The following is a 24,201-nucleotide window of genomic DNA, read 5'->3' as shown; positions in this document are numbered from 1 at the left end:
GGGCGTAAATATACGAAATATTAGCGAGATAATAAAAAAGCGTTATTGTTTCGATGAGATATATTATTTCTCCCTATATTTGCCCCCTCAAAATAGACATTCATGCTCACACTTGATAAGATTTATCAGGCATCTTTTGCCCTGAAAACAGTTATCCGTCGCACAGATTTGATTAGTGCGCCCAATATCAATCCGGACTCACAGATATATCTGAAACCGGAAAACTTGCAGATAACAGGTTCATTCAAAGTCCGCGGGGCTTGTTTTAAAATATCCCAACTGACGGAAGAAGAGAAAGCGAAGGGCGTCGTGGCGTGTTCCGCCGGAAACCATGCGCAGGGAGTTGCTCTGGCAGCTACTACACATGGTATCAAATCGTTGATCTGTCTCCCCGACAATGCTCCGATCTCCAAAATAGAAGCGACCAAATGGTACGGTGCCGACGTTTGTCTGGTAGAAGGCGTATACGACGATGCTTACCAGAAAGCGTTGAAGCTGAGAGACGAGAAAGGGTATACCTTTGTTCATCCATTCGATGACGACGATGTAATTGCCGGACAGGGAACAATCGGCCTGGAGTTGCTGGAACAGTTGCCTGACCTGGATGCCGTTATCGTTCCCATTGGCGGGGGTGGCCTGATCTCAGGAGTCGCCTTTGCAATCAAGCACCTGAATCCAAATGTAAAAGTATATGGCGTACAAGCCAGTGGCGCTCCGAGTATGCTTAATTCCATCGAGCACAACAAGATCGAACGAATGGGTTTTGTCCGCACGATTGCCGATGGTATTGCCGTAAAAGAACCGGGTGAACATACGTTTGAATATTGCCGCCAATACGTTGACGAGATTGTAACTGTCAGCGACGATGAAATATCTACCGCCATCCTGGCTTTGATCGAACAGCAAAAGCTGATAGCCGAAGGAGCCGGTGCCGTCGCAGTTGCTGCCGCCATGTTCAACAAGGTTCCGGTCAAAGGGAAGAAAGTGATCTGCCTGGTATCGGGTGGCAACATCGACGTAACGATCCTCTCGCGTGTGATCGGACGTGGTTTGCAGAAATCCGGCCGTTCTTATACCATGACGATCGAACTGGTCGATAAGCCGGGACAGTTACAGCATGTATCCGAGATCATTGCCGGTACAGGAGCTAATGTTGTCTCCGTACACCATGAACGGGTCAGCCATACAGCCGACATCAACGGTTGCTATCTCCGCCTGGAAATGGAAACCCGCAACCAGGATCACATCGACCAGATACAATATACGCTGACAGCAGCGGGGTATAAGATTATTCCGGGATAGTGATTCCGCATCGATAGCTTGCTTATACCGGTAAAGGAACACAGTAGTGTTAAGACAGCCAACACTACTGTGCTGATTTGCTTAATACTACTGTGCCAATCTACTTATTACTATAGTGCTAAGGATGCAAGACCTTCGCATCCTTGCCCATTTCAATAATAATCTTTCCTCCTTTCAGCACTTCCTCCTGTGATATTTTAAAGCCATTGATCGGTTTTCCGTTTAAGGTAACCGATTGAATGTATTTATTTTCCTTGGAGGCGTTGGGAGCTTCTATCACAAAAGTCTCGCCCCGGTTATACTTTCCATCCAGGCGGATTGTTATTTTGGGGTAACGGGGAGAAGCTAACTCATAGAACGGTTTCTCCGAACAACCACCCTCCATCTGGAACAGGCCGATAGCACTCATCACAAACCAGCTGCTCATTTGTCCCAGATCCTCGTCTCCCGGATAAGCATCATAAGGAGTAGTTCCGTAGTACTGTTCCTGTATCGCCCGTATCCATTTCTGTGTTAAATGGGGAGTACCCGCCCAGTTAAAAAGATAGGCCACTTCCATAGAAGTTTCATTTCCATGATTGATCGGGAAAGCGGAGAAATTATCTCCCGCCGCATTAAAGTTAGCATGGGCGGATTGCTCCATCGCCTTGTCTAACCGATCGACAAAACGTTCCTTGCCAACCATACGAATCAATTTTTCAGGATTATGAGGAACAAACCAGGAATAGTTAAATGCATTCCCTTCCGTAAATCCGGGTGTATGATAAGGGTCGAAAGGTTCTATCCATTTCCCGTGCTCATCTTTAGGACGGATGAAACCGGATTCAGCGTCAAACAAGTTATACCAGTTGTCAGACCGTTTGTCAAAGAAATGAAAATCGTCTTCTTTTCCCAGCAGGTGAGCCATTTGCCCCAGACACCAGTCGTCGTAAGCATATTCCATCGTATTGGAAACAGTACCTTTCCCTGCCGGAATATATCCATACTCCATATAAGGCACCAGATTCTCAACGCCGACAGTGCCTCCTCCCTCATACTTTTGGGGTGGTGTCAGCATCATCTTCTTCAAGCCGTCGTAAGCCACATGCATATCAAAGTCACGTATACCACTCTGCCAGGCCCCCAGAATCTGGGAAATCGGATGCATAGCCACCATAACTCCCGTATGCTCGATTCCGGCAGGGTCTGTATTGAACCATCCGCTGTTCTGATACAACTGGATAGCCGAACGAGCCCATAGACTCGATATTTCGGGAGTAATCAGGTTAAACAACTGTTGGTTATTCCAAAACGTATTCCAGTATTCACCGCTGACAATACAATCGCCTGGTTTCTCCAACTGTCTGATTCTCTCATTCTCATCCACAAAACGACCGTCCACGTCGCTCCAGGTTGCTTTGGCAGCCAGCGCACGATAAAGATTCGTATAGAATTTCTTCTTTTGCAGGTAATCGTCCGTTTCAATATCGATCCTTCCCAAATACTCATCCCAGACGGAACGGGCGTTATTCACTACTTTCTCAAAATCCCATCCGAATGGGTCAGCCAGTTCCTGTTTCAAATTATTTCTTGCTCCTGCCATGTCTACCAGAGAGACACCGGAACGGACAAGAACCTCTTCCCCCTCTGCAGTCTTATAGCTCAGGAAGATTCCGACATCACCCTTCCCTTCTATCTCGTCAATATTCTGACTGATCTCTGCAGGTGTATCAAATTCATGATTTCTGTTCCATCCCGGTATATAACCCGTCACAGGTTTAACGCCTTCATTGACCCAGCCCCCCATCGACTCGAAAGGCTTACTGAACTGAAGGACAAAATATAATGTATAAGATTGCTCCAACGTATAACCGGTAAAGGCATTGTAATAGGTTGCATATCCCTCTATTTCAGTATCATTGACTTTAGTTATATGTGCGTTCACCAGATTATGCGGATACTCGTTGGGAGTAAACATATCGATCAGGATACGGGCATCTTCCCTTGCCGGAAAAATATAGCGTTGTAAGGCGGCGCGACGTGTTGACGTAATCTCCGCCTTGATTTTTGTATCGGTCATATAGACGGAATATCTGCCTATTTCGGCCTTTTCGGAAGCCTTATCAATACGAGAACGATAGCCTTCGTCGGGAAAATCTTCCCTGCCGGGATTTACTTGCAACTCCCCACAGGTTGGCTGCATCAGGAAACCGGTCATCGTCCAGTCGCTGAAATGATTGAATCCCATGATATTTTCGATCGTATATTCATATCCGGCTTTCCATATCTCGTCCTGGTTGTCGGGAGCAATCTGCACCATACTCAGCGGAAGGCTAGGTCCCGGCTTGAACATCCAGCGTGAATTACCAGTTCCCATCAGCAAATCGACATCATCCGAATAGGAATGAAGAGGTTGCCGGCTACGGGTAATTTCGCCTTTATAAACAATCTCCTTTCCATCCTGTATTGTGAACTTTAAAGTTTCCTGTTTACCTGTTGTTTTTGCAGCAGGCATTAATATTTCCTGAATGCTCTCCCCTACTTCGATTGTACGCGAAACAGGCTGACATCCTTCTACCCGGAATATTAATTCCCGGGAACAGTCAAACTGGTTCATATCCACCAAAACCGGTTGCATACGTTCTCCGTTTTCTTTTTGGTATTCAAACGGAGCTGCTTCGACAGAACGTATCAGGGAAGAAGAAGCTTTTCCCAATTGCATGTTGGCCGGAGTCTCCAAGCGGATACAATCGAATATTGCCCAGGTTCCTTTGATTGTTCCCAACTGGATTTTATTCATCCCTGTGGTAAGCCACGAGGCGGGGAACTGTATTTTTATTTCTTTAGCCTTTCCGTCTTCCTTATTCGTAAGTAACTCTCCAGAGTTTTCTCCATTCAAATCCTCCTCAAACCGGTTACCGTTTATCTCCACCCGTATCTTAATAGGATTACTGTTATGTGCTCCGGTAAAGAAAAAGGTCAGATAACATTCTCCCTCTGCAGATGTCTTATCAAGATTAAAAAACACAGAAGGGAAATGACGCGGATGGAATCCGGCCCAATACCCACCACCGGCCCAGTTATCCAACGGCCCCGGTAAAACATAAGGCCAATGCTTATCGGCAGTCGAATAACCGACATAAAAAGATTTCTCCCCTCCGAAGTTAGCCAGAAAGCTATTATAGTTATCAGGATATAATGCAAACTCAGCCGCTGAGTTATCCTGCTGTCCTATTTCGAATAAGACTTTATTTCCGGCAGACAGGCCGGAAGACGATAAAAACAAGAATAGAAGTAAGAGTAAATGCTTCATTTCAATTATTAGAATTAGAGTCTGTTACTAACAAATTACAAAATAAAAACAACCATCATTATTGGAAAATAGCAAATAGTTGCCTATTTGATGGATTATTATTGCTTTTATATGAACTACCGGATTATTTGGATCTGTTTAGGGTCTTCTGATGTTATCACTGATAATTGCAAGAATATTGCTGGCAGCTATCAATCTATTTTGTTGCTGATAATTATGCGCAGGCTTGTTGACAATTATGAGTAAGTTTGTTGATAATTGCAAGCAGGCTTGCCGATAATTATCAACATATTTAAGTTATCTTTACCTGCTAATTACAGAATACACGAAAAATGAAAATATTAATCCTATGTACCGGCAACAGTTGCCGTAGCCAGATGGCACAGGGCTGGTTACAATCTTTCGATAAGAATCTGATCGTTCATTCAGCCGGAACGGATCCTGCAGGGGAAGTAAACCCGCTCGCCATTAAGACAATGAAAAATTCCGGAATAGATATCAGCAGCCATACGCCGGAATCGGTCGAGCGCTATCTGGATGAACCCTGGGATTATGTAATTACAGTATGCGGAGACGCAAACGAGAATTGCCCCGTATTCAGAGGAAAAGTCCGCCATCGGTTACATATCGGCTTCTATGATCCTTCACGTGCAACAGGAACACCTGAATTTATCGAAAGTGAATTCCGCCGGATATGCATACAGATCAAAACAAAGATGTATGACTTTTATAATGATGAAATACTTAACGGTGACGGAGGCCCGACCTGTACTTGTGGTGCCAATCGTTTCTGCCGATGTAACTAAAAAAAGCACTACATATAATATGTAGTGCTCTTTTACTATATCATCGATTTTCTGTTATACATTATAATATTCTTCCCAACCTTTACGTGGCGGCTCACCAACCAACATCTGGTTAGCAAAATCATCGTTCACAATCTCTTTTGTATTGCGATCGAAAACTAGTTTACGGTTCAGGCGCTGTGCCAATACACCCATACAGAACACCTGACTTAACGGGCCGGCAATAGAGAACGGAGAGCGGGTCTTTTCTTTTCCCTGGCAAGCCAGCAGAAAGTTTGCATAATGATTAGATGTGCTCTTTTCGTATTCAGGCAACTTCGGATTCATATCCTTGGCTACCTGATCAGGAATAACAGACAATGTACTGCCATGAGACCCCCCTTTAAAGGTAAGCGTCTTCGAATATATCTCTTTACCCGGATTCAGTTTCATCAATTGCAGTTTACCGCCTGCAACAGTCGGAATATTTGGATCGACATCCGATGAACCGAAGTTCTCGGGAACAGCCGGAATATTATCCAAGCCATCATACCAGGTGACATCTACAGCCGGCATATTATTCCTTTCGGGGAATTTAAACAAGATGGTAGACGACATCGGGTAGAAAAATGGATTATGATCTTTCAGGTATAACGGATTAACTTCCGAAGGCAAACCTAAATCCAGGAATTCGTGTGCCGTATCCAGGATATGTGCCCCCCAGTCACCCAGCGCACCCATACCGAAGTCATACCAGCAACGCCATTGTCCCATATGGTAATCATGGTTATAATCATGATGCTGCACTACACCCAGCCAGGTATCCCAGTCCATTGTCTCAGGAATAGGCTCACCCATCGGCATATGTTTGATATTCGGATTCCATCCGTGCCAGCGGCGGGGAGAGTTCATATGCGCTGTTATGGCTGTTACATCTTTTATAAGTCCGGCTTCTTTCCAGGCTTTGAACTGGTAATAATTCGCTTCAGAATGTCCCTGGTTACCCATTTGAGTGACTACTCCGTATTTCTTTTCGCCCCTCATCATCAGTTCCACTTCATTGAAGGTACGAGCCATCGGTTTTTCCACATAGACATGTTTACCATGAGCCATCGCTTCAATTGTAATAGGGAAATGCGAGTGATCGGGAGTTCCTACCGAAACTGCATCGATCTTGTCCGCCATCTTATCAAACATCTGGCGAAAATCCTGAAAACGCTGGGCTTTCGGGAACATAGATATAAGTTCCTGCGTATGCTTGGCCCCCATATCCACATCACAAAGAGCCACTACATTACATAAGCCTGTCTTATATAACTCTTTGGCAATCTCGCCACCCCGGTTTCCGATGCCGATAAATGCAATATTAACTTTTTCGTTAGGACTAACGAAAGGTACACCTGGAAAAGCATTCGCCTTTGAAGGAATCCAAAACGACGGGATCGCCGTAGCTGCAGAAAGTGCTAATGCCCGCTTCAGAAACGAGCGGCGTGAAATGTCTTCTGATCTCATGGTATTTTATATTAGATAAATTAAGTCTGTTTGCGCAAACATTAAAAACATCAACTATGCAAAAATAGATATTTTTTGTTGATTCAAAAGGAATCAGCTAATAAACTTCTCTATTTTATTCAAAAACAGAATGAAAGTATATCGGAGAAGAATTACCAAGTACTATTGGTTCCATGATCAGAGAGCATGGCTTCCACCTTCTGTTTATAAGCTTCCGCACCAGCAGCAATGTTCTTGGATGCGTCACTTGTCCCCATGCCATAGACAACCAAAGGCGTTTGCCAAACCATTCCGGCATGGATAGCACAGCCCTGATAAGGACGCAGCAATTCATCCATAGTGAAACAGTTGCGTCCGCCACTCCGGTAGGCCGCATATTCCGATCCGGTAGTCGTAACGACTTGCAAAGGCTTACCGGCCACGGCGGGTGTCTTGGCAAGCGATGTAAATACCTCATCAAGCCATCGTTTTAACAAGGAAGGAGCTGACATCCAATGAAACGGGAACTGGAAAATAACCATTGAAGCATCAGAAATAATCTTACTCCAGATATTCACATCGAAAGATTGATTCTGATATTCATATAAATCATATACCATTACACCGTCAATATCTTTAACTGAATCAGCCAGAGCTTTGTTTGCCTGCGATTCGTTTAAATTGGGGTGAGCCAGAAGAATTACTACTCTCTTGGAATTGTCATTCATAATATTTAGTTTTATATTGTAATACCCTAGTTGATCCGTTATCACAAAAATAAGCAAATCCATAAATATCCTACAATGAATCAACATATTTATTTTATATCAAAGACTTTCTTATAATAACCTTTTGAGAGACTAAAGAATAAACCCGGGACCAAATATTCAACATAATTTTTGATGGTGAAGAGTGGTTGTAGTGGTCACACTTCTTTATATGTATTAACGAATAAGGCGCGTAAAATGCTGTAACTTACAGAAAAAATCATTTACTTTGCAGGTTGATAATAATGTGCAGGGCACATTGGCATATTAAACAAATTGGCAAATTATAGTTATGGCACAAGAAGATGTTTTCAAGAAACTGGTTTCACACTGTAAAGAATACGGATTTGTATTTCCCTCTTCAGAAATATATGATGGTTTAGGCGCAGTGTATGATTACGGACAGTATGGCGTTGAGCTGAAAAACAATATAAAAAAATACTGGTGGGACAGTATGACATTACTCCATGAAAATGTAGTAGGTCTCGACTCCGCCATCTTTATGCACCCGACTATCTGGAAAGCATCCGGCCACGTCGATGCATTCAACGATCCGTTGATCGACAACAAGGATTCAAAGAAACGTTATCGTGCAGACGTCCTGATTGAAGATTATCTGGCTAAGATCGATGACAAGATACAGAAAGAGGTGGACAAAGCTGCTAAGAAATTCGGCGAAGCTTTCGACGAAACACAATTCCGCGCCACGAACGGCCGCGTATTGGAACACCAGGCTAAACGTGACGAGATACATACCCGTTTTGCAAAAGCACTGAACGATTCCAACTTCGAAGATATCCGCCAGATCATTATCGACTGCGAAATAGCCTGTCCGATCTCAGGAACACGCAACTGGACAGAAGTACGCCAGTTCAACCTGATGTTCTCTACAGAAATGGGTTCTACTGCCGAAGGAGCTTCTAAAATATACCTGCGTCCCGAAACGGCACAAGGTATTTTCGTGAACTTCCTCAACGTGCAGAAGACAGGCCGTATGAAGATTCCTTTCGGTATCGCACAGATCGGTAAAGCATTCCGTAACGAGATCGTTGCCCGTCAGTTCATCTTCCGCATGCGTGAGTTCGAACAGATGGAAATGCAGTTCTTTGTTCGTCCGGGCGAAGAAATGGAATGGTTCAAGATGTGGAAAAAGACTCGTCTGAACTGGCACAAAGCGATGGGACTGGGTGATCAGAAGTATCGTTACCACGATCACGAAAAACTGGCGCACTATGCTAATGCCGCTACAGATATCGAGTTCGAAATGCCGTTCGGCTTCAAGGAAGTGGAAGGTATCCACAGCCGTACAGACTTCGACCTGAGCCAGCACGAGAAATTCTCCGGCAAGAAAATGCAATATTTCGATCCGGAACTGAATAAGAGCTATACTCCGTATGTGATCGAGACATCTATCGGTGTAGACCGTGTATTCCTGAGCGTTATGGCAGGTTCATACTGCGAGGAAACGCTTGAAAACGGTGAAACCCGTGTTGTATTGAGACTGCCGGCTGCCCTGGCTCCTATCAAACTGGCGGTATTGCCATTGGTAAAGAAAGACGGTCTTCCTGAAAAGGCAGAAGAAATTATCAACATGCTGAAGTTCGACTTCCGTTGCCAGTATGATGAAAAGGATTCTATCGGTAAACGTTACCGTCGCCAGGATGCTATCGGAACCCCGTACTGTATTACAGTTGACCATGACACTTTGAAGGATAATTGCGTAACGATCCGTTTCCGTGATACGATGGAACAGGAACGTGTCAGCATCGACAAGTTGCACGACATTATCTCCGAAAAGGTAAATATGAAGACATTATTAAAAAAGATAATTGAATAAGTACATGAAGAAGTACCTGCAAATCGCGTTGATGATTTTTTGTATATCCGCCGTCTTTACTTCCTGTAAGGATGACGATGATAATAGTGATGATATAGCTGTTGAAGCATATAAATTGGAAAATGAAAAGGCTTTCCAGGCGAAAGCCAATGATCCGGATTATATACAAATGAAAATAGCCGGGGCAGGTGATTATTTCGTCTATGCCAAAAAGCTTCAGGAAGGGAAAAAACCGGCAATTCCAATCTACTACAATAGCCGTGTTACTGTTTATTATAAGGGATGGTATGCCACTGGCAAAGATGATGAATATTTCGACAAGAGGGAATTCGAAGACGGAAATCCTGCCCTATTTGCAGTCAGTGCAGCCTCAGCTGTTTACAATCAAATTTCCAACCCTATAGCTGGATGGACTATTGCCTTACAAAATATGACAGTAGGCGAAAAATGGGAAGTCTGGATTCCCCAGCAACTTGCTTATGGTACAGCAGACTATCAAGCTCCCGGATCTAGCGAAATTATTCCTGCTTACTCCACTTTGGTTTTTGAAATAGAAGTGGTTGAACGAACTGTAGAAGCGGCTGGTACTACTATTTAGCCGGTTTTTATATAATTAAAAAAGGGAATATCTGTTTTGGATATTCCCTTTTTATTATCTGTTAGTTTGATATAAAAAGGCTTGCAGCAAAGCAAACCCCTATAAACAATTAAAGCCTGTCTCACGACAAGCCCTAACCAAACTTTGTTAACCTTAAATCTAATACTATTATGAAAAAACCACAGTACAAAGATACGGCTGTAGAGGGCTTTTGTCAAGTCTTTTCAGACTAATAAACGTTAAGCAAGACACTTATCCGTGCCAAATTTTGTTACTGAACACAAAACTATATACATTACAATCAAAATCTGCTAAAATTAACAGTTTTCCCGTCCGATTTTAGCAGATCTGATTGTATATATACGATTTGTCAGTTATCAGTATGCATCACTTAGCGAGATAATTTTCAACTGCTTCTCAAAGTCCGATACCGAAAGTGTCGATTTTACTTTGACTGCAACGGTTTCTCCCGGAAGTATATCAAAGTAATTATTTTCGAAGAAATTATCGATCCCATTTAAAGACATAAATACCGCACGCGCAAATTTGTCAGAAGTGAGAAGAACCTCATATCCTCCATCCACTGATTTAATTTGCTTTGAGATCATGGCTCGGGGATAATTTATCTCTTTTTGCTGTAACAAAAAGTAATTATTGGTATATATCTTTCCTGTTTTATCCACCAAACGTGCATGTATTACCACTTCGTTCTTTGAGCGATCTTGTATCAAGTGACCGACATTCATCGACAAAACATTTTTACTTGTATTGGCTGCAATTGTCACTGTCTTCTGTACTTTATCAATAACCGTACCATCCAATGTCAATGCTGTCAAAGTAAGTTCCCCTTTGGTGGCTGTTAATCTGTCGGACACTACATATACTGATAACCTGTTATCTTTTTCTATAGGAGAAATCAATATATCCCTATAAGCATCACGGGCAAAATAATGTTGGGCTTTCCAACGACCATAATAATCACGGCTAGACCATGAAGCCACAGGCCAACAATCATTATGTTGCCAAAACAAAGTACCCATGCAATAAGGCATATCCCTCCGATGAGCCTCCATCGCAATCTTAACGGCATCACCCTGTAAGACCTGATTCATATAAAGGAAAGATTCAAAATCTTTAGGTTTTCTGTATTCATTCAAAAGATATTCTTCTATCAAATTGTTCGCATAAGATCCGGCTCGTTGATGTTCCATCATAACCTCAGATGTAATCGCCCAGTCTCCGGATTCCGGCGCATATATCTTAACCGACTCAAACTCAGGGAAGGATTGAAATCCGTATTCACTAAAGAATCGACTTCGCTCATTGTTATATTGAGTAATAGGTTTCCTGCCATGCCATACTTCCCAATAATGCCGGTCTCCATTTTTATCATCACATCCTTGCCCCGGAAGACCATAGGGGGAAGAAGGCCAATAAAATGCACCCGGAGCATACTGTTCCACCATATCCGGCAACAGTTTATGGAAAAGATCAGCGTACTGTTTCCACATAACACGCGCGTATTCCGGATTTTGTTTGGTATAGTCTTCTTTACGGCCCCAACCGAACCAACCATCGTACGATTCGTTATTCCCGCACCAAAGAGCAATTGAAGGATGGTTCCTCAAACGTTTTATATTATCTATCGCCTCATAGCGAACACTTTCAAGATAGTCTCCTTCAGAAGGATACATGCCACAGGCAAACATAAAATCCTGCCAGACCAAAATACCGTGTTGATCACAAAGATCATAAAATATATCGTTCTCATACGTTCCTCCACCCCAAACCCTGAGCATATTCATATTGGTATTCACGGCATCGAGGATCGTCTTTTCATATTTTTGCTTGGTAACACGAGGTAAGAAGTTATCACCAGGGATGTAATTCGCTCCCTTCATAAATACCGGAACTCCATTTAATTCAAAATAGAATGTCGTACCATACTGATCCGGTTTATTAATCACTTTTACCGACCGTATGCCTGTTCTGGAAATATTGGAATCAATCACCTGAGAACCTAAAACGATATCTGTCTGAAATTCATACAGGTGAGGTTCTCCTAATCCGTTTGTCCACCACAATTGAGGATTATTGATTACAAAATCAGTTGTTGCAACGTTTGTACCCTTCTTTAAATCTGCCGTATATGTAGCATAAGTCTTTCCTGATTTTTTGTCTTTTACAATGATTTGCGCACCGGAGATATCCTTATCAGACAAAATATCAACGTGAACTGTAATTGAAGCCTTTTGTTTATTCACCTCTTTTTGCTGGATAAAAACATCTTCCAGCTTGGCCTCATTCCATGCCTCTAAATAAACCGGACGCCAAATGCCGGATGTAACCAGGCGCGGCCCCCAATCCCAGCCATAATGATATCCGGCCTTACGTGCAAACGAACTAACCGTTTTATTAAAGATACCACCTTGTTGCGATTGATCCGGTCCTGTAGGGTATTGATAAGGCAACGCATCCCATTTAGGTATATCTTCTTTTATAGGAGAACGAAACAGAACCTCCAACTTATTGTCTTTCTGCTTTACCTTATCTTTTATATCCACTTTCCATTCACGAAACATATTGTCGCCTTCCAATATCTTTTCGCCATTCAGATATACACTGACGTAAGTGTCCAATCCCATAAAGTGCAACCGGATGTTTTTCTTATCAAACATTTCATCGTTCAGATCGAAAAATGTTTCATACATCCAATCTTCCTTATCAACCCATTGCACGCTTCGCTCGTTAAGACGGAAAAAAGGATCTTCAATAATCTTATTTGCAATAAGATCCGTATGAACCACACCGGGAACCGTAGCCGGATACCAGTTGTTCAACCTCCACTGTCTAAAACGCCATCCGGAATTCAACTCCGTTTTTACTGGAGCCCCGCTAACTCCCGTATAAGATAAAATCAATAGAAAAAAGATTATGATTCGAGTATAGTTATTCTTTCTTTGAATGTTCATGTCAATACGTTATTAAATACTTGAAAATAAAAGGGGGTAATATAGAATATAACAATATTACCCCCATACTCCACAACTACAGTTTATATTTCAGATTGCCTTGTGCAATTTAATTAATAACCCGGATTCTGATCATCCTTTGTTAAACTCGGATTATTATTGATTTCGGAATCAGGGATAGGATAACGCATGTGGTATTCCTGAATCGTATTCGATTCTCTTGCCCAACGGTTACGTTGTTTGATCAACTCCACAAATTTACCTGTCCTGATAAGGTCCATACGCCTCCATCCTTCAAAACAAAGCTCCCGCATACGTTCATCCATAATTTCGACCCGGAACTGTTCTTTCGACAATCCTTTCCATTGCTTATCTGCCGGAAGATTCCCCCCCCAGGCACGTCTACGGATTTGATTGTTTACAATATCTATCGCCTGAGCAGTGTTTCCTACTTCATTCAAACATTCGGCATAACAAAGCAGAACATCGGCAAAACGGATCATCGGATAATTCTTACCCACGCGATAATAACTTCTATTGAAAACGTTGGGATATTCAGGTGCAAATCTGTCGATACGTCTGTCTTCCCATTTCTTAATATGCGGGTCCAACTCGTCGGCAGCATCCGTAGGAACAGTATAGGTAATACCATCATAAGTCCATTCATAGCGCAAGTTTACATTTTTACGCAAGTCGCCTTCTTCCCATACACCACCGTCTTCTCTCATGCTATACTGGTATACTGTCGGCATAATCACATCCCATCCGCCTAAATAACATTCTTCACTATAACCGGCTTGTCCTAAGGTTTTAGAACCCATATCCCATTGCCAGCCGCTTCTTCCGTTATCATTCGGTTCGTAATCGATCTCAAACACCGATTCAGGAGAGTTAAATTCCAACGTTCCCCATTCGTCGAATAATGTTCCGTAATCCGGTTCCAAAGAATAAAGCCCATTATTCATTTGCTCGAAATAACCGATAGCCTTCTGGAAGTCGCGATAACCGCTTTCTTCAGGTGCATACATGCAAACCTTACCCAACATGGCAATAGCCGATCCTTTGGTAGCGCGTGGGCCTGTTTGTCTACCTTCGCTCAGGTTTTCTGAAGCGTATGTGAAATCATCGAAGATTTGTTTCCATACTTCAGGCAAAGGTCTTCTCGCATAATCCGTATCTGTTTGATCCAAAGATGTAATTTCAACGATAGGAACCTCTCCCCAATGCATAGCCAGTTCAAACATAGACATGGCACGCATGAAACAGGCATTTGCCTTCAGCAATTTGATTTTTTTCAGATTTTCGTCATTTGTTTCTGACTCCTCCAGGATAGTAAGACCACAAATAGACAATGACGCCGTATTTATGATAGGCCATTTGCTTTGCCACATAGCCGAAATCTTATCGAGTGCGCTGTTCAGCTGTCCGTTATAATAATCAAAGCCCGGCTGGCTCGAATAAGTGAGCACTTCTTTAATACCTTGCTGAGCTTCGTCCGTACCGATCATATAGAAAGTAAAACCTTCCCTGTTGACTTTCGTGTTACGAAAACTGGTGTACAATCCGTTAACCGTAGGCTCCAATCTGTCCAAATCCGTATAGATCTGGTCCGCTGTCAATGCGCTCTGTGGTGTCTTATCCAAAAAATCCTGACAAGAGCTTGTCCCAAACAAACACAAAGCCGAAAGTGATAATATAGTTATTGCTTTCATAAATTTCATTTTAAACATTATAAATAAGTTCTTTTATCAATGGTAGCTTAGAATGATACATTAAGACCAAAAACAAACATTCTTGTCGGTGGATACCAGTCGCCCGTTTCCGGATCATACCCCTTATACGGAGTCAGACAGAATACATTCGATGCCGTACCGTACACTCGCAGATTATCCAGTTTCAGACTATTGACAATCTTTCCGGGAAGCGTATAAGCCAGCGTCAGTGTAGATAAGCGCAGGTAAGAAGCTTTCTGTACAGAAAAATCCATCTGGCTGGCACTAAACGGGTTATACGACGGAGCCGAATCGTTACCATCCTGATACATCGGACGGGGGAATTTAGCTCCCGTATTTTCAGGTGTCCAACGGTCAAGCAGATCGACCGATGCAAGCGAACTACCCGTACTTCCAACCAATGTTTCATACAAAGGACTTAATTTTTTTGCACCGTAAGAATAATTGAATACAAGGTTCAATGAAAGACCTTTGTAACTAAGATCCGTACTGAATCCTCCGTAAAATTTAGGATCGGGAGAACCTACAACAACGCGGTCGTATTCATCGTCGATCTTTCCATCGGGTACACCATCAGGACCAGAAACATCCAACGGATATAGATCACCAGGACTTACATTTTTCCCCTGCCAATTGATCTGATTCAGACGATCCATATCACCAACCTGGGCAATACCTCCGGTTTTCCAGATATAAATAGTGTTACGCGACTGGCCCAGGAACAGGTTACCCTCTTTTTCCAGGTTATGATCCCCATTATATTTCTTAATGAATTCCACTCCGTCACCATACAACTTGGTCACCTTGTTACGGTCTCTTGAGAAATTGGCTGATATATTCCATTCCCAATCTTTCGTTTTTAGAGCATTTACATCCACAGTGAACTCAACCCCTCTGTTCTTGATTTCACCGATATTCATTACTGCAGTTTTAAAACCGGAGGTCTCTGCCAGATTTCGTGTCAGCAGCAAGTCGCTGTTGATAATATTGAAATAGTCTGCCGAAAATTTAATCCGGTTATTAAGAAATGCCATATCGAATCCGAGATTGAACTGACGCTGTCCTTCCCAAGTAATATCTGATGTACCTTTTTTAGAATCAGGAACATAAGTAGTAGATCCGGTAGTGACATTAGGTTTATATAATGTAAGGAAAGCATAATTATCGATTTCCTGATTACCCACGATACCATAACCCAGACGTAATTTTAACTGGTCGAAGATTGTCTGATCCTGCATAAAATCTTCCTGAGTAATATTCCATGCACCGGAGAAAGAAGGGAACAAACCCCACCTGTAGTCTTTGCCGAATTTGGAAGATCCGTCGTAACGAGCCGTTACAGTCAGATAATATTTATTGTCATACGTATAGTTGGCACGCAAATAATAAGACATCAATGAAGAAGAATAGAAATCCGATTCAATACGTCTGTCTCCGGTTTGTTCAGATGCACCGATGTTATGGTATCCCAAAAGGTTAGAATCGAATCCACGGCCGGTTGCATTAGTATAGTTACGGGAATTATTAGAAGCACTAGTACCCAACATAGCATTGATACGGTGAACTCCACCGAAAGTATTATCATACGAAATAGTATTATCCCACTGCCACATAGTTACATTATCCCGCTTATGCTGCGTTTCTCCATGATTGGAATAACGGATAGCCTGCTGGATATCGTTCGGTTGATATCTGAAAGTCGATTCTTCCAAATGGTTCAGTGAAAAAGTCGTACGGAAGTTCAAGCCCTTGATCGGATTAATATTCAAAAAGTTAGAACTGATAAAACGGTTTCTTATCCGATCGTGGTCGATACGCATCGTACCCAGCGGGTTAAAATAGTTTTCGTCAATACGATCACCATAATTCAATGTAAGCAAATCATAATCAATTGGTAACATAGGGTTCGCACCTCTTGCTTTATCGAAAACATCGTCATTTTCTGCTATTTCCGATTCAGTACGTATAAACGAAGTATTGGTACCGACTTTCAACCAGGATTTAACATTGTAATCGACATTGACACGGCCGGTAATATTCTTGTTACTCAGGTTTTTCACCATTCCTTCCTGATTGGCAAAGCCAAGGCTTATAAAATAAGTACCTTTATCACTTCCACCGGCAAAACTCAATGAATGATTATGTTCTATGGCATTACGAGTCACTTCGTCCAGCCAGTCGTAATCCTGGAAATTAGGATTGTTGTAGGCATCCAATTCGTATTGTCCGAATACATATCCTCCTCCTCCAAGCGGGTTATAAGGTGTCATGATACGATTTTGCAGATTGGCATTAATCTCTGCTTCCGTTGCATTAGGATGACGAGCGGCAAAACTATTCATTGCAGCATCTCTACGAAGTTCGAATAACTGTTTGGAATTCATTGTTTCAGGTCTTTTTGCATAAGAACGAACGCCAATCCATCCGTCATAGCTAACTTTACCTTCTCCCTTGCTTCCTTTTTTGGTTGTGATCAAAACGACACCATTGGCTGCGCGTGAACCATACAAGGCTGTAGCCGAAGCATCTTTCAAAACTTCGATGGAAGAAACGTCATTCAGGTTGACTGCATTAAATCCACCTCCATAATTGTCCATGATCAAACCGTCGACCACATAAATAGGATCTGTAGCCCCATTAATAGTATTGATACCCCTGATCTTAATAGATGAGTTATCTCCCGGTTTTGCTGCAGAACTGATAAACACACCAGCCACACGACCTTGAAGTGCCTGGTTTATATCGGTTACAGGCTTTTCCTTTAACACTTCACCGCTAACACTGCCCACAGCACCGGTCAGATCACTCTTTCTCATCACAGTACCCACAACAATCACTTCGTCAATGGATTGTGAATCTTCCGAAAGTGCAACGTTGATCACATTCTGGTTTCCTACTCTTATTTCTTTGGTATCATAACCGATATAGCTGAACACCAGTGTGGCACCCGGTGTCGCCGTGATAGAGTAATTTCCATCCATATCGGATACAGTCCCTTGCGTTGTTCCCTTGAGAACAACGCTCGCTCCTAGGAGCGGCTCCGACGTATTAGCGTCGGTGATTATCCCTGTGATCGTGGCGTTCTGGGCAAACATCGTGCCGCAACATAACACAAGCATCATCAAAATACTGAAAATCTTGATCTGTTTCATAATTGATTAATTTAGGTACACCTTAATTGTTTATAATTTTATATAGTAATACATCTGCGGAAGGAACTGCTACCTGCATGTATCCCTTTACGTTTTGCTCCTGTCCGCTCCAAAGTTCTTTAGCTTTATACTCTGTGGCCGGGTTCAACCCTATTCTTTCGAGTGAAATCGTGGCATTCATATCTTTATCCGCATAGTTAAAGATAGCGAAATATGTGGTTCCATCGGCATTGTGAAGAACAAATTGGTTCTCCGAGCGCTCGCCGTTCCCTTCCACCGGAGCAAAAGAAACACCTGTCGCAACGGCATTAACTTCGGGATTGGTCAGGAACTTCATGGCACGTTCCTTGTCGATGGATTTACCTCCTGCACTGAAATCATCCCCTACAATATACAATCCGGTGATGGCACCCGAAGTAATGCGGGCACGATTTTCACCCTCGGTAGCTTCGCGCAGCACCAGATGGTCGGCGTCATTATACTGATACACTTCATCCTGCCACCATCCGTAAGAAAGGGCATTCAACGTATATTCGGTATCTTTGATCTTATTCCAGGCATCACAGGCGATACGGCGCGACTGTGCATAATGAGCCGGGAATACAGGCGAGATAGACAAATTGATGTACATATCGCCAAAATACTTATCCAGCAGCTGCATACCATAGTTATACGCCTGGATACCTGTCTGAATATCGGGGTTATACCACTTGTCGGCTTCCATCGCGCCGTGCGTCATAAAGTCCATCTTGACATACTTGAAACCACTGCGGTGGAACAGATCGGATGTCTTTTTCATCATTTCCTCGATAGCCGGGTGAGTCGGGTCGATGGCATAAGCACCGTCCAGTTCTTGCGGCTGTCCGTTGGCATAGAGATAAACATCTTTATAGGTGTAACCGGGAGCATCCTTGATGATATTATCAGGGCGTTTACCCCAATCGGTGAAAGGAGTCCAGTAAACACCGGCTATCTGGCCGTTGGCAGCACAATGATCGACAAAGCTTTTCAACTCTTCGTCGGAAAAGCTGTTCCAGCCGGAGTCGAGCCCGATCGTTACGTTACCGTCAGTATTCACGAAATGGTTGTTCTGAAGATTGTTCTTGAAGAAATCAGACACTTCAAGCGCTTTCTTGTAAGTCAGGTTGAACTGCAAAGCACCCCAGCTATTCCAACCGAAAGTAACGGCACCCGGCCATTTCTTTACCGGAGCAACGACAGCGTTTGCCTTTCCATACTCCTCCAGCCCGGTACGCCAGTCATTGAAGAAGCCGAGGAAGATCTTCGGCGATTTCACTTCCTTGCCTTTCAGTGCGCCATGTGCTTTCGAGTCACGCGTCAACGTGTCGGCCACACCACCGAAGCAAACCAGCGAACCGATATTATTACGGTCGCCCCGGCTCATATCGATACCAGTCTTCCAGTCCGTATGTTCCACCGATCCAACGATAAGACCGTTACGGTCGTTATTATTCAGGACGGTAGCCACTTCATAACTACGCAATTTATCGAATGTAAGCGGATGAGACTGATAGCGGATCCAACAGTCGTTATCGAATGGCTGAAACAGGGCACGGTTATCCCCTTCGGCCAGAATAGCAGGCATCGGGTCGATATTGACCGGAGCCATGTAGTTCGATTCAATGTCGGCATCCCCTCCCTGAAGAGTGAATTCCGTCAATAGATAATCTTTCTCCGGGTAGATATAGAAAGATTGTACCAGTGTAGGCAGGTTACTGTCCGTATAAGTAACCTGTAATAAAGATCCCTGGCCGAAAGCGTCGTTGACAGGAGTCAGCTTCGCCCGGCTCTTTTGGTAATCGCGGGTCGTGACTAGTTTATCACCCAGCTTATAAGAAGCGTAGGTGCCACCGGAAAGAAGTTGATTTTCTTTCTCGATGCGATAGCCTTTCTGTTGGCGGTCGTAACTAACCTTCCATTTACCCGATGAAACGGACGGTTCGCTACAAGATACCAGCAAGGCGAGAAATAGCAGCAGATTTAAATTGATAAGTCTCATTTGTTGATAATTAATATGTGTTCTTATTGTTCCGTGATCAGCAGGACGGTACTTTCGTACGTATTCCCGATTGTCAGGCTGATACCGGCTTTCATCAGATAATCGCCGGGGAAGACCTGGCCGTCGCCATAGAAAGTACTGTTCCCGGCTTTATTCAACTCCGTTACCTTATACATTTTAGCCGGGTCCAGTCCTTTCAACTTGGTCTCAAAGAATGTTGTACGTCCATGGTATTTCAGGCTGTATGCGAAAAATACCGATTCTTTTTTATCTTTAGATATATACATATGTGAAGCCCAACCGTTTCCGTCGTAAGGGGATTTCAGGCGATAAAGGTCGCCCATCTGCACGATCGGACGGATACGTTTATAATTCTTCACGGCTTCTTCTGCAAAAGGAAGTTCATCGCCGGTCAGGTCTTTGGGTTGCAGTTCCATACCCAGACGGCCGGTCATAGCCACATCAAAGCGGAACTTCAGCGGTGCCATCATACCGGTTTGATGATTCGGAGTGGTCGAAACATGGGCTGCCGTAGCCTTAGCCGGGAAGAAAAGGTTTGTGCTGTACTGAATGAATATACGGTCGAGCGAGTTGGTATTGTCGCTTGCCCAGAACTCATCGTGGTATTTCAACGCACCGAAGTCGAGACGGCCGCCACCGGAAGAACATAGCTGAATCATAATATCCGGATGGTTCTCACGGATACGTTCATAAGCACTGTACAGTCCTTTCGTATATTCAATCCAGAAATGAGTCTGGTTTTCTTTGGAAAGATAATCGGAACCGAAATTGTCGACGTGACGGTTTGCATCCCATTTTATATAGGAGATATGGGGCGACAAGGCCACTACCTCATCGAATGTCTTTACCACGAAGTCCTGCACAGCCGGATTACTCAAGTCGAGCAGCCACTGGTTACGCATCGGGATAATATCACGCTTACCGCTCTTTACAATCCATTCGGGATGTTTTTCCGCCAGTTCGCTCTTGGGGCTTACCATTTCCGGTTCGATCCAGATGCCAAATTTCAGTCCTTTATCTACCGCATATTTAGCCAGGTAATCGATTCCGCGCGGCAGTTTCTTCTTATTCACCTGCCAGTCTCCCAGACTGACCTTATCCGAATTACGAGGATACTTATTTCCGAACCAACCGTCGTCGAGTACGAACATTTCAACACCGAAAGCAGCAGCGTCATCGATCATATCCGTAATCGTTTTTTCACTGAAATCAAAATAAGCACCTTCCCAGCTATTCAGGACAACAGGCAATTCCCAGTCACCATGAGCCAGCGCATAGTTGCGCGACCAGTCGTGCAGGTTTCTCGATACCTGTCCCTTACCGGTAGAACTGTATGTCCATACCATTTCAGGCGTCTGCAACGTTTTACCCGGTTCCAAATTATAGGTAGAGGCAAAATCATTCATACCGCTCATAACATGAAGCAAACCGCATTCATCTATCTCAAAGGAAGACAGATAGTTGCCCGACCAGGCCAGAGAACCGGCATACACTTCGCCCCTGTCTTCATTAGCCGGGCCATTCAGCGAAAGCAGGAAAGAAGAGTTTTCGGACTGGGTAGTACGTACTCCCTTCTTCGACTCCACCCGTTTCACACCCGGCGTCAGCTTCTCTTCTACCAGTTGCATTTCAGAAGCCCAGGCTCCGTGGAAATGGGTCAGATAATAAGAGTCTGCATGCAGGGGAAGGTAAGCGGAAGCAATATTCTCGACAGCCAGTTTGTTCTTCTCCTGATGAGATATGGAAACTGACTGGCAGATCACATTTTCTTTGCGGTAAGCCGTGAAGTTCAGGTTAACGAAAACTGGATACAAAGGATCTTTCAGCCGTATCACTGTTTCCGTTCTGTTATTATCTATATTCTTTACCTGATGATCTGCATAGATTAATTCGGTAGTCTGCACACCATCGTTATGGGTCAGTTTCAACGCCGGGTTCAGGAAGAAACGTCCCCCGTAGGCCGGATAGATCACCGGAGCATAACCGATCCCGTTATCCGGTTGTTCCTTATACTTCTTATTAAGGAAAGGAGATACATGCTGGAATTTATCCCCGAAATAGTTATACACCACTTTCTTATCCGCCGAGATGGAAAAGACCATACTCAGGTCGTTCGTAGAAACGGTAATGATACCCGTATCCTTATCTTGCGAGGAAGCAGTTATACATCCCAACAGCAGGGCAACAGTTAACAATAGTGCTTTCATGTCTATCAATTTTATACTTATTATTCATGGTTGACGATGCAAACTAAACCAATAAATAATAGTACAAAAAGCACGGATTCGCCAATTACTTGTAATTATGAGCTTAATTAATAAGGACTTAATGAAGATGCAACATTTGTGTCATTTTTTGACGCATCTGTTACAATGCGGAGAATAAAAAAAGGCCTGCATCGGATAATGCAAACCTCTATAAAACATTAAAGGCTGTCTCACGACAACCCCTAACCAACTTTGTTAACCTTAAATCTAATACTATTATGAAAAAACCACAATGCAAATATACAGCTGCAACAAGCATTTGTCAAGTCTTTTACAGACAATATATGTTAAGCCGTCGAGGCATTGTAGCTAAAAATTGTTTCCGAACACAAAACTATATACATTACAATCAAAATCTGCTAAAATTAACAGTTTTCTTTCCTCTTTTTATAGAGAAAGACGCTCTTTCAGTAACTTATATCCGCCTGCACTTGCCCGCAGGGAAACACCTGTCTTCAGCCGAACCTGCCAGGTTTCTTTTCCGAATAACTCTACACGCATGATATAGTCACTATTCACAATACAAGAGCGGTGAATACGGATAAATGTCTTTTCCGGCAGATGCGATTCAAAATATTTCATTGTCTGTTCTTTGACGTATTGCCCATCTGAAGTAAATAGTGTGACATAATCGCCACTTGCCTGAATATAAAGTAGTTCATCCAGCTGGATTAAATGAATGCGGGAACCGTCTTTAACGGAAATTCGATCCAACAATTCCTCTTCAGCCGACAATGCCGTTCCTGTAACAATTTGCCGATCCTCAGACTGAACATCCACCTGCTCCTCCTTCTGAATCTCCTTCCAACGAATAAAATACCATTGAGCCAGAATGATCCAGCCCAAAAGGCCGAACAGAAGACGGAAAGGGATTGTAGAAACAAACCAATCCATATGATCAGGACAAACCAGTGCCATCACCATATATCCTCCTATAATAGAAATAGCCAAAACACCCAAAGCTAATGCAATCTGAGCTTGTACCTGTCGTAATATGCCTGTTACATACCAGAACAAAAAACCTGCCATTGAGAAAAGGCCGACTGAAACCAGACTGTCCAGCCACGCAACGAGCCATCCCGCATGCCCATAGTAATACAACAACAGAGCACCTATACTACAAGCGAGCAAAACCAAAGTAATACCGGCAATCCTATACAGAACAGAATTTATAAATGGATGATTCTGCATAATCAGCTCTTAATTTCAACTCCCCCGAAAGTAATATTTCCACGTATAATCAATACATGTCCCTTATCCAACTCCACAGAGGAGTTAAAACGTTTGTCTTCGCATCCCCCCATTATTGGAGAAGTACTAAAATGAATACGCCAATCGGAAGGAACATAAATCTCCAAACCGGCAAACCGGCAATCAACATCAATATAAGTTTTCGGATCACCGAGCGTTGTTCGTCGCAGATCCAGAACTGTTCCACCAAACAACACTTTAATCCGTGCACCTTTAAAAACCGGATCCAATATGATCTGTTCCACTGAACTGAATGTATTATCTGATTCCACATAGCCATCGGTATTAACGAAGCTTTCTGTCGTACGCCCCATAGATACATTTTCGGGATTTAAATGACCATGACGTTTATGGTGTGATTTCCTGAACAGAGGTTTCAGCAGAATGATGATACCTATTACGACTAATGTAATCGGCCAGTTCACACTCAGCCAGTTGCTGTCTATCCATCCCAGTTCGGGCATCAGGAACAGTGCACCAATCATAAAGGTGATCAAACCACCGGTAAAATGCCGGCTCAACATATTGCCTACGCCAACATACATCAACAGCATCTGCCAGGAGACAATTATATCGAACAGTTCGAATGTAACCATCCCCATATTTCTAAGCAACCATACAATCCCCACCACAATAAACGGGATCGCCCAAAATACATTTTTCCTTACGTTCATAATAAATACAGTTTAATTGTTTGAGGACAAAAGTATGCT

14 protein-coding genes are annotated in these 24,201 nt (G+C 43.2%); 4 read left to right on the top strand and 10 right to left on the bottom strand.

All coding sequences use genetic code 11. The features are described 5' to 3' along the window. The first annotated feature begins 102 nt into the window (after positions 1-102). Positions 103-1,302, top strand: a complete 1,200-nt coding sequence (gene ilvA / locus HMPREF1536_RS10020) for a threonine ammonia-lyase (protein WP_028730243.1) — start codon at positions 103-105, stop codon at positions 1,300-1,302. 118 nt (positions 1,303-1,420) lie between these two features. Here the strand turns inward: ilvA and HMPREF1536_RS10015 are convergent, their stop codons facing one another. Continuing rightward, positions 1,421-4,594, bottom strand: a complete 3,174-nt coding sequence (locus HMPREF1536_RS10015) for a GH92 family glycosyl hydrolase (protein WP_028730242.1) — start codon at positions 4,592-4,594, stop codon at positions 1,421-1,423. A gap of 332 nt (positions 4,595-4,926) precedes the next feature. Here HMPREF1536_RS10015 and HMPREF1536_RS10010 point away from each other — a divergent pair, with 332 nt between their 5' ends. Next, positions 4,927-5,400, top strand: a complete 474-nt coding sequence (locus HMPREF1536_RS10010; RefSeq protein WP_028730241.1) for an arsenate reductase ArsC — start codon at positions 4,927-4,929, stop codon at positions 5,398-5,400. Positions 5,401-5,454: 54 nt separating this feature from the next. Here the strand turns inward: HMPREF1536_RS10010 and HMPREF1536_RS10005 are convergent, their stop codons facing one another. Further along, positions 5,455-6,891 carry a Gfo/Idh/MocA family oxidoreductase gene (locus HMPREF1536_RS10005; RefSeq protein ID WP_028730240.1) on the bottom strand — a complete coding sequence of 479 codons (1,437 nt, stop codon included), beginning with the start codon at positions 6,889-6,891 and terminating at the stop codon, positions 5,455-5,457. Positions 6,892-7,043: 152 nt separating this feature from the next. After that, complete coding sequence (locus HMPREF1536_RS10000) at positions 7,044-7,598, bottom strand: NAD(P)H-dependent oxidoreductase (protein ID WP_028730239.1); 555 nt, start codon at positions 7,596-7,598, stop codon at positions 7,044-7,046. Between the two features lie 331 nt (positions 7,599-7,929). On the opposite strand from HMPREF1536_RS10000, the gene HMPREF1536_RS09995 reads away from it, so the two are divergent. Continuing rightward, a complete protein-coding gene (locus HMPREF1536_RS09995) occupies positions 7,930-9,474 on the top strand; it encodes a glycine--tRNA ligase (RefSeq protein WP_028730238.1) in 1,545 nt (514 codons plus the stop codon). Positions 9,475-9,478: 4 nt separating this feature from the next. Continuing rightward, positions 9,479-10,072: a BamJ family beta-barrel-assembly machinery protein gene (locus tag HMPREF1536_RS09990; protein ID WP_028730237.1), complete on the top strand. Its 594-nt coding sequence runs from the start codon at positions 9,479-9,481 to the stop codon at positions 10,070-10,072. Positions 10,073-10,449: 377 nt separating this feature from the next. Here HMPREF1536_RS09990 and HMPREF1536_RS09985 read toward each other — a convergent pair whose 3' ends face one another. The 7 genes from HMPREF1536_RS09985 to HMPREF1536_RS09955 form a co-directional block, all read right to left on the bottom strand. Next, complete coding sequence (locus HMPREF1536_RS09985; protein WP_081693438.1) at positions 10,450-13,044, bottom strand: beta-mannosidase; 2,595 nt, start codon at positions 13,042-13,044, stop codon at positions 10,450-10,452. Positions 13,045-13,157: 113 nt separating this feature from the next. After that, on the bottom strand, positions 13,158-14,756 hold the full coding sequence (locus HMPREF1536_RS09980) for a RagB/SusD family nutrient uptake outer membrane protein (RefSeq protein WP_044193676.1): 1,599 nt from the start codon (positions 14,754-14,756) through the stop codon (positions 13,158-13,160). Between the two features lie 47 nt (positions 14,757-14,803). Next, positions 14,804-17,929, bottom strand: coding sequence for a SusC/RagA family TonB-linked outer membrane protein (locus HMPREF1536_RS09975; RefSeq protein WP_028730234.1), 3,126 nt, complete (start codon positions 17,927-17,929; stop codon positions 14,804-14,806). Between the two features lie 22 nt (positions 17,930-17,951). Continuing rightward, positions 17,952-19,949, bottom strand: a complete 1,998-nt coding sequence (locus tag HMPREF1536_RS09970) for an alpha-galactosidase (RefSeq protein WP_028730233.1) — start codon at positions 19,947-19,949, stop codon at positions 17,952-17,954. Positions 19,950-19,972: 23 nt separating this feature from the next. Continuing rightward, positions 19,973-22,177: an alpha-galactosidase gene (locus HMPREF1536_RS09965; RefSeq protein WP_028730232.1), complete on the bottom strand. Its 2,205-nt coding sequence runs from the start codon at positions 22,175-22,177 to the stop codon at positions 19,973-19,975. A 447-nt stretch (positions 22,178-22,624) separates the two neighbouring features. Continuing rightward, positions 22,625-23,428: a LytTR family DNA-binding domain-containing protein gene (locus HMPREF1536_RS09960; RefSeq protein ID WP_028730231.1), complete on the bottom strand. Its 804-nt coding sequence runs from the start codon at positions 23,426-23,428 to the stop codon at positions 22,625-22,627. Between the two features lie 2 nt (positions 23,429-23,430). Further along, the gene (locus HMPREF1536_RS09955) at positions 23,431-24,162 is read right to left on the bottom strand and encodes a LiaF transmembrane domain-containing protein (protein WP_028730230.1); all 732 of its coding nucleotides are present in this window, start codon (positions 24,160-24,162) and stop codon (positions 23,431-23,433) included. Between the last annotated feature and the right edge of the window lie 39 nt (positions 24,163-24,201).

This window comes from Parabacteroides gordonii MS-1 = DSM 23371, assembly GCF_000969825.1.
In the GTDB taxonomy this organism is placed as follows: Bacteria; Bacteroidota; Bacteroidia; order Bacteroidales; family Tannerellaceae; genus Parabacteroides; species Parabacteroides gordonii.
Note: the sequence above shows the minus strand (reverse complement) of the source record. Positions and strands in the feature narration are given on the sequence as shown.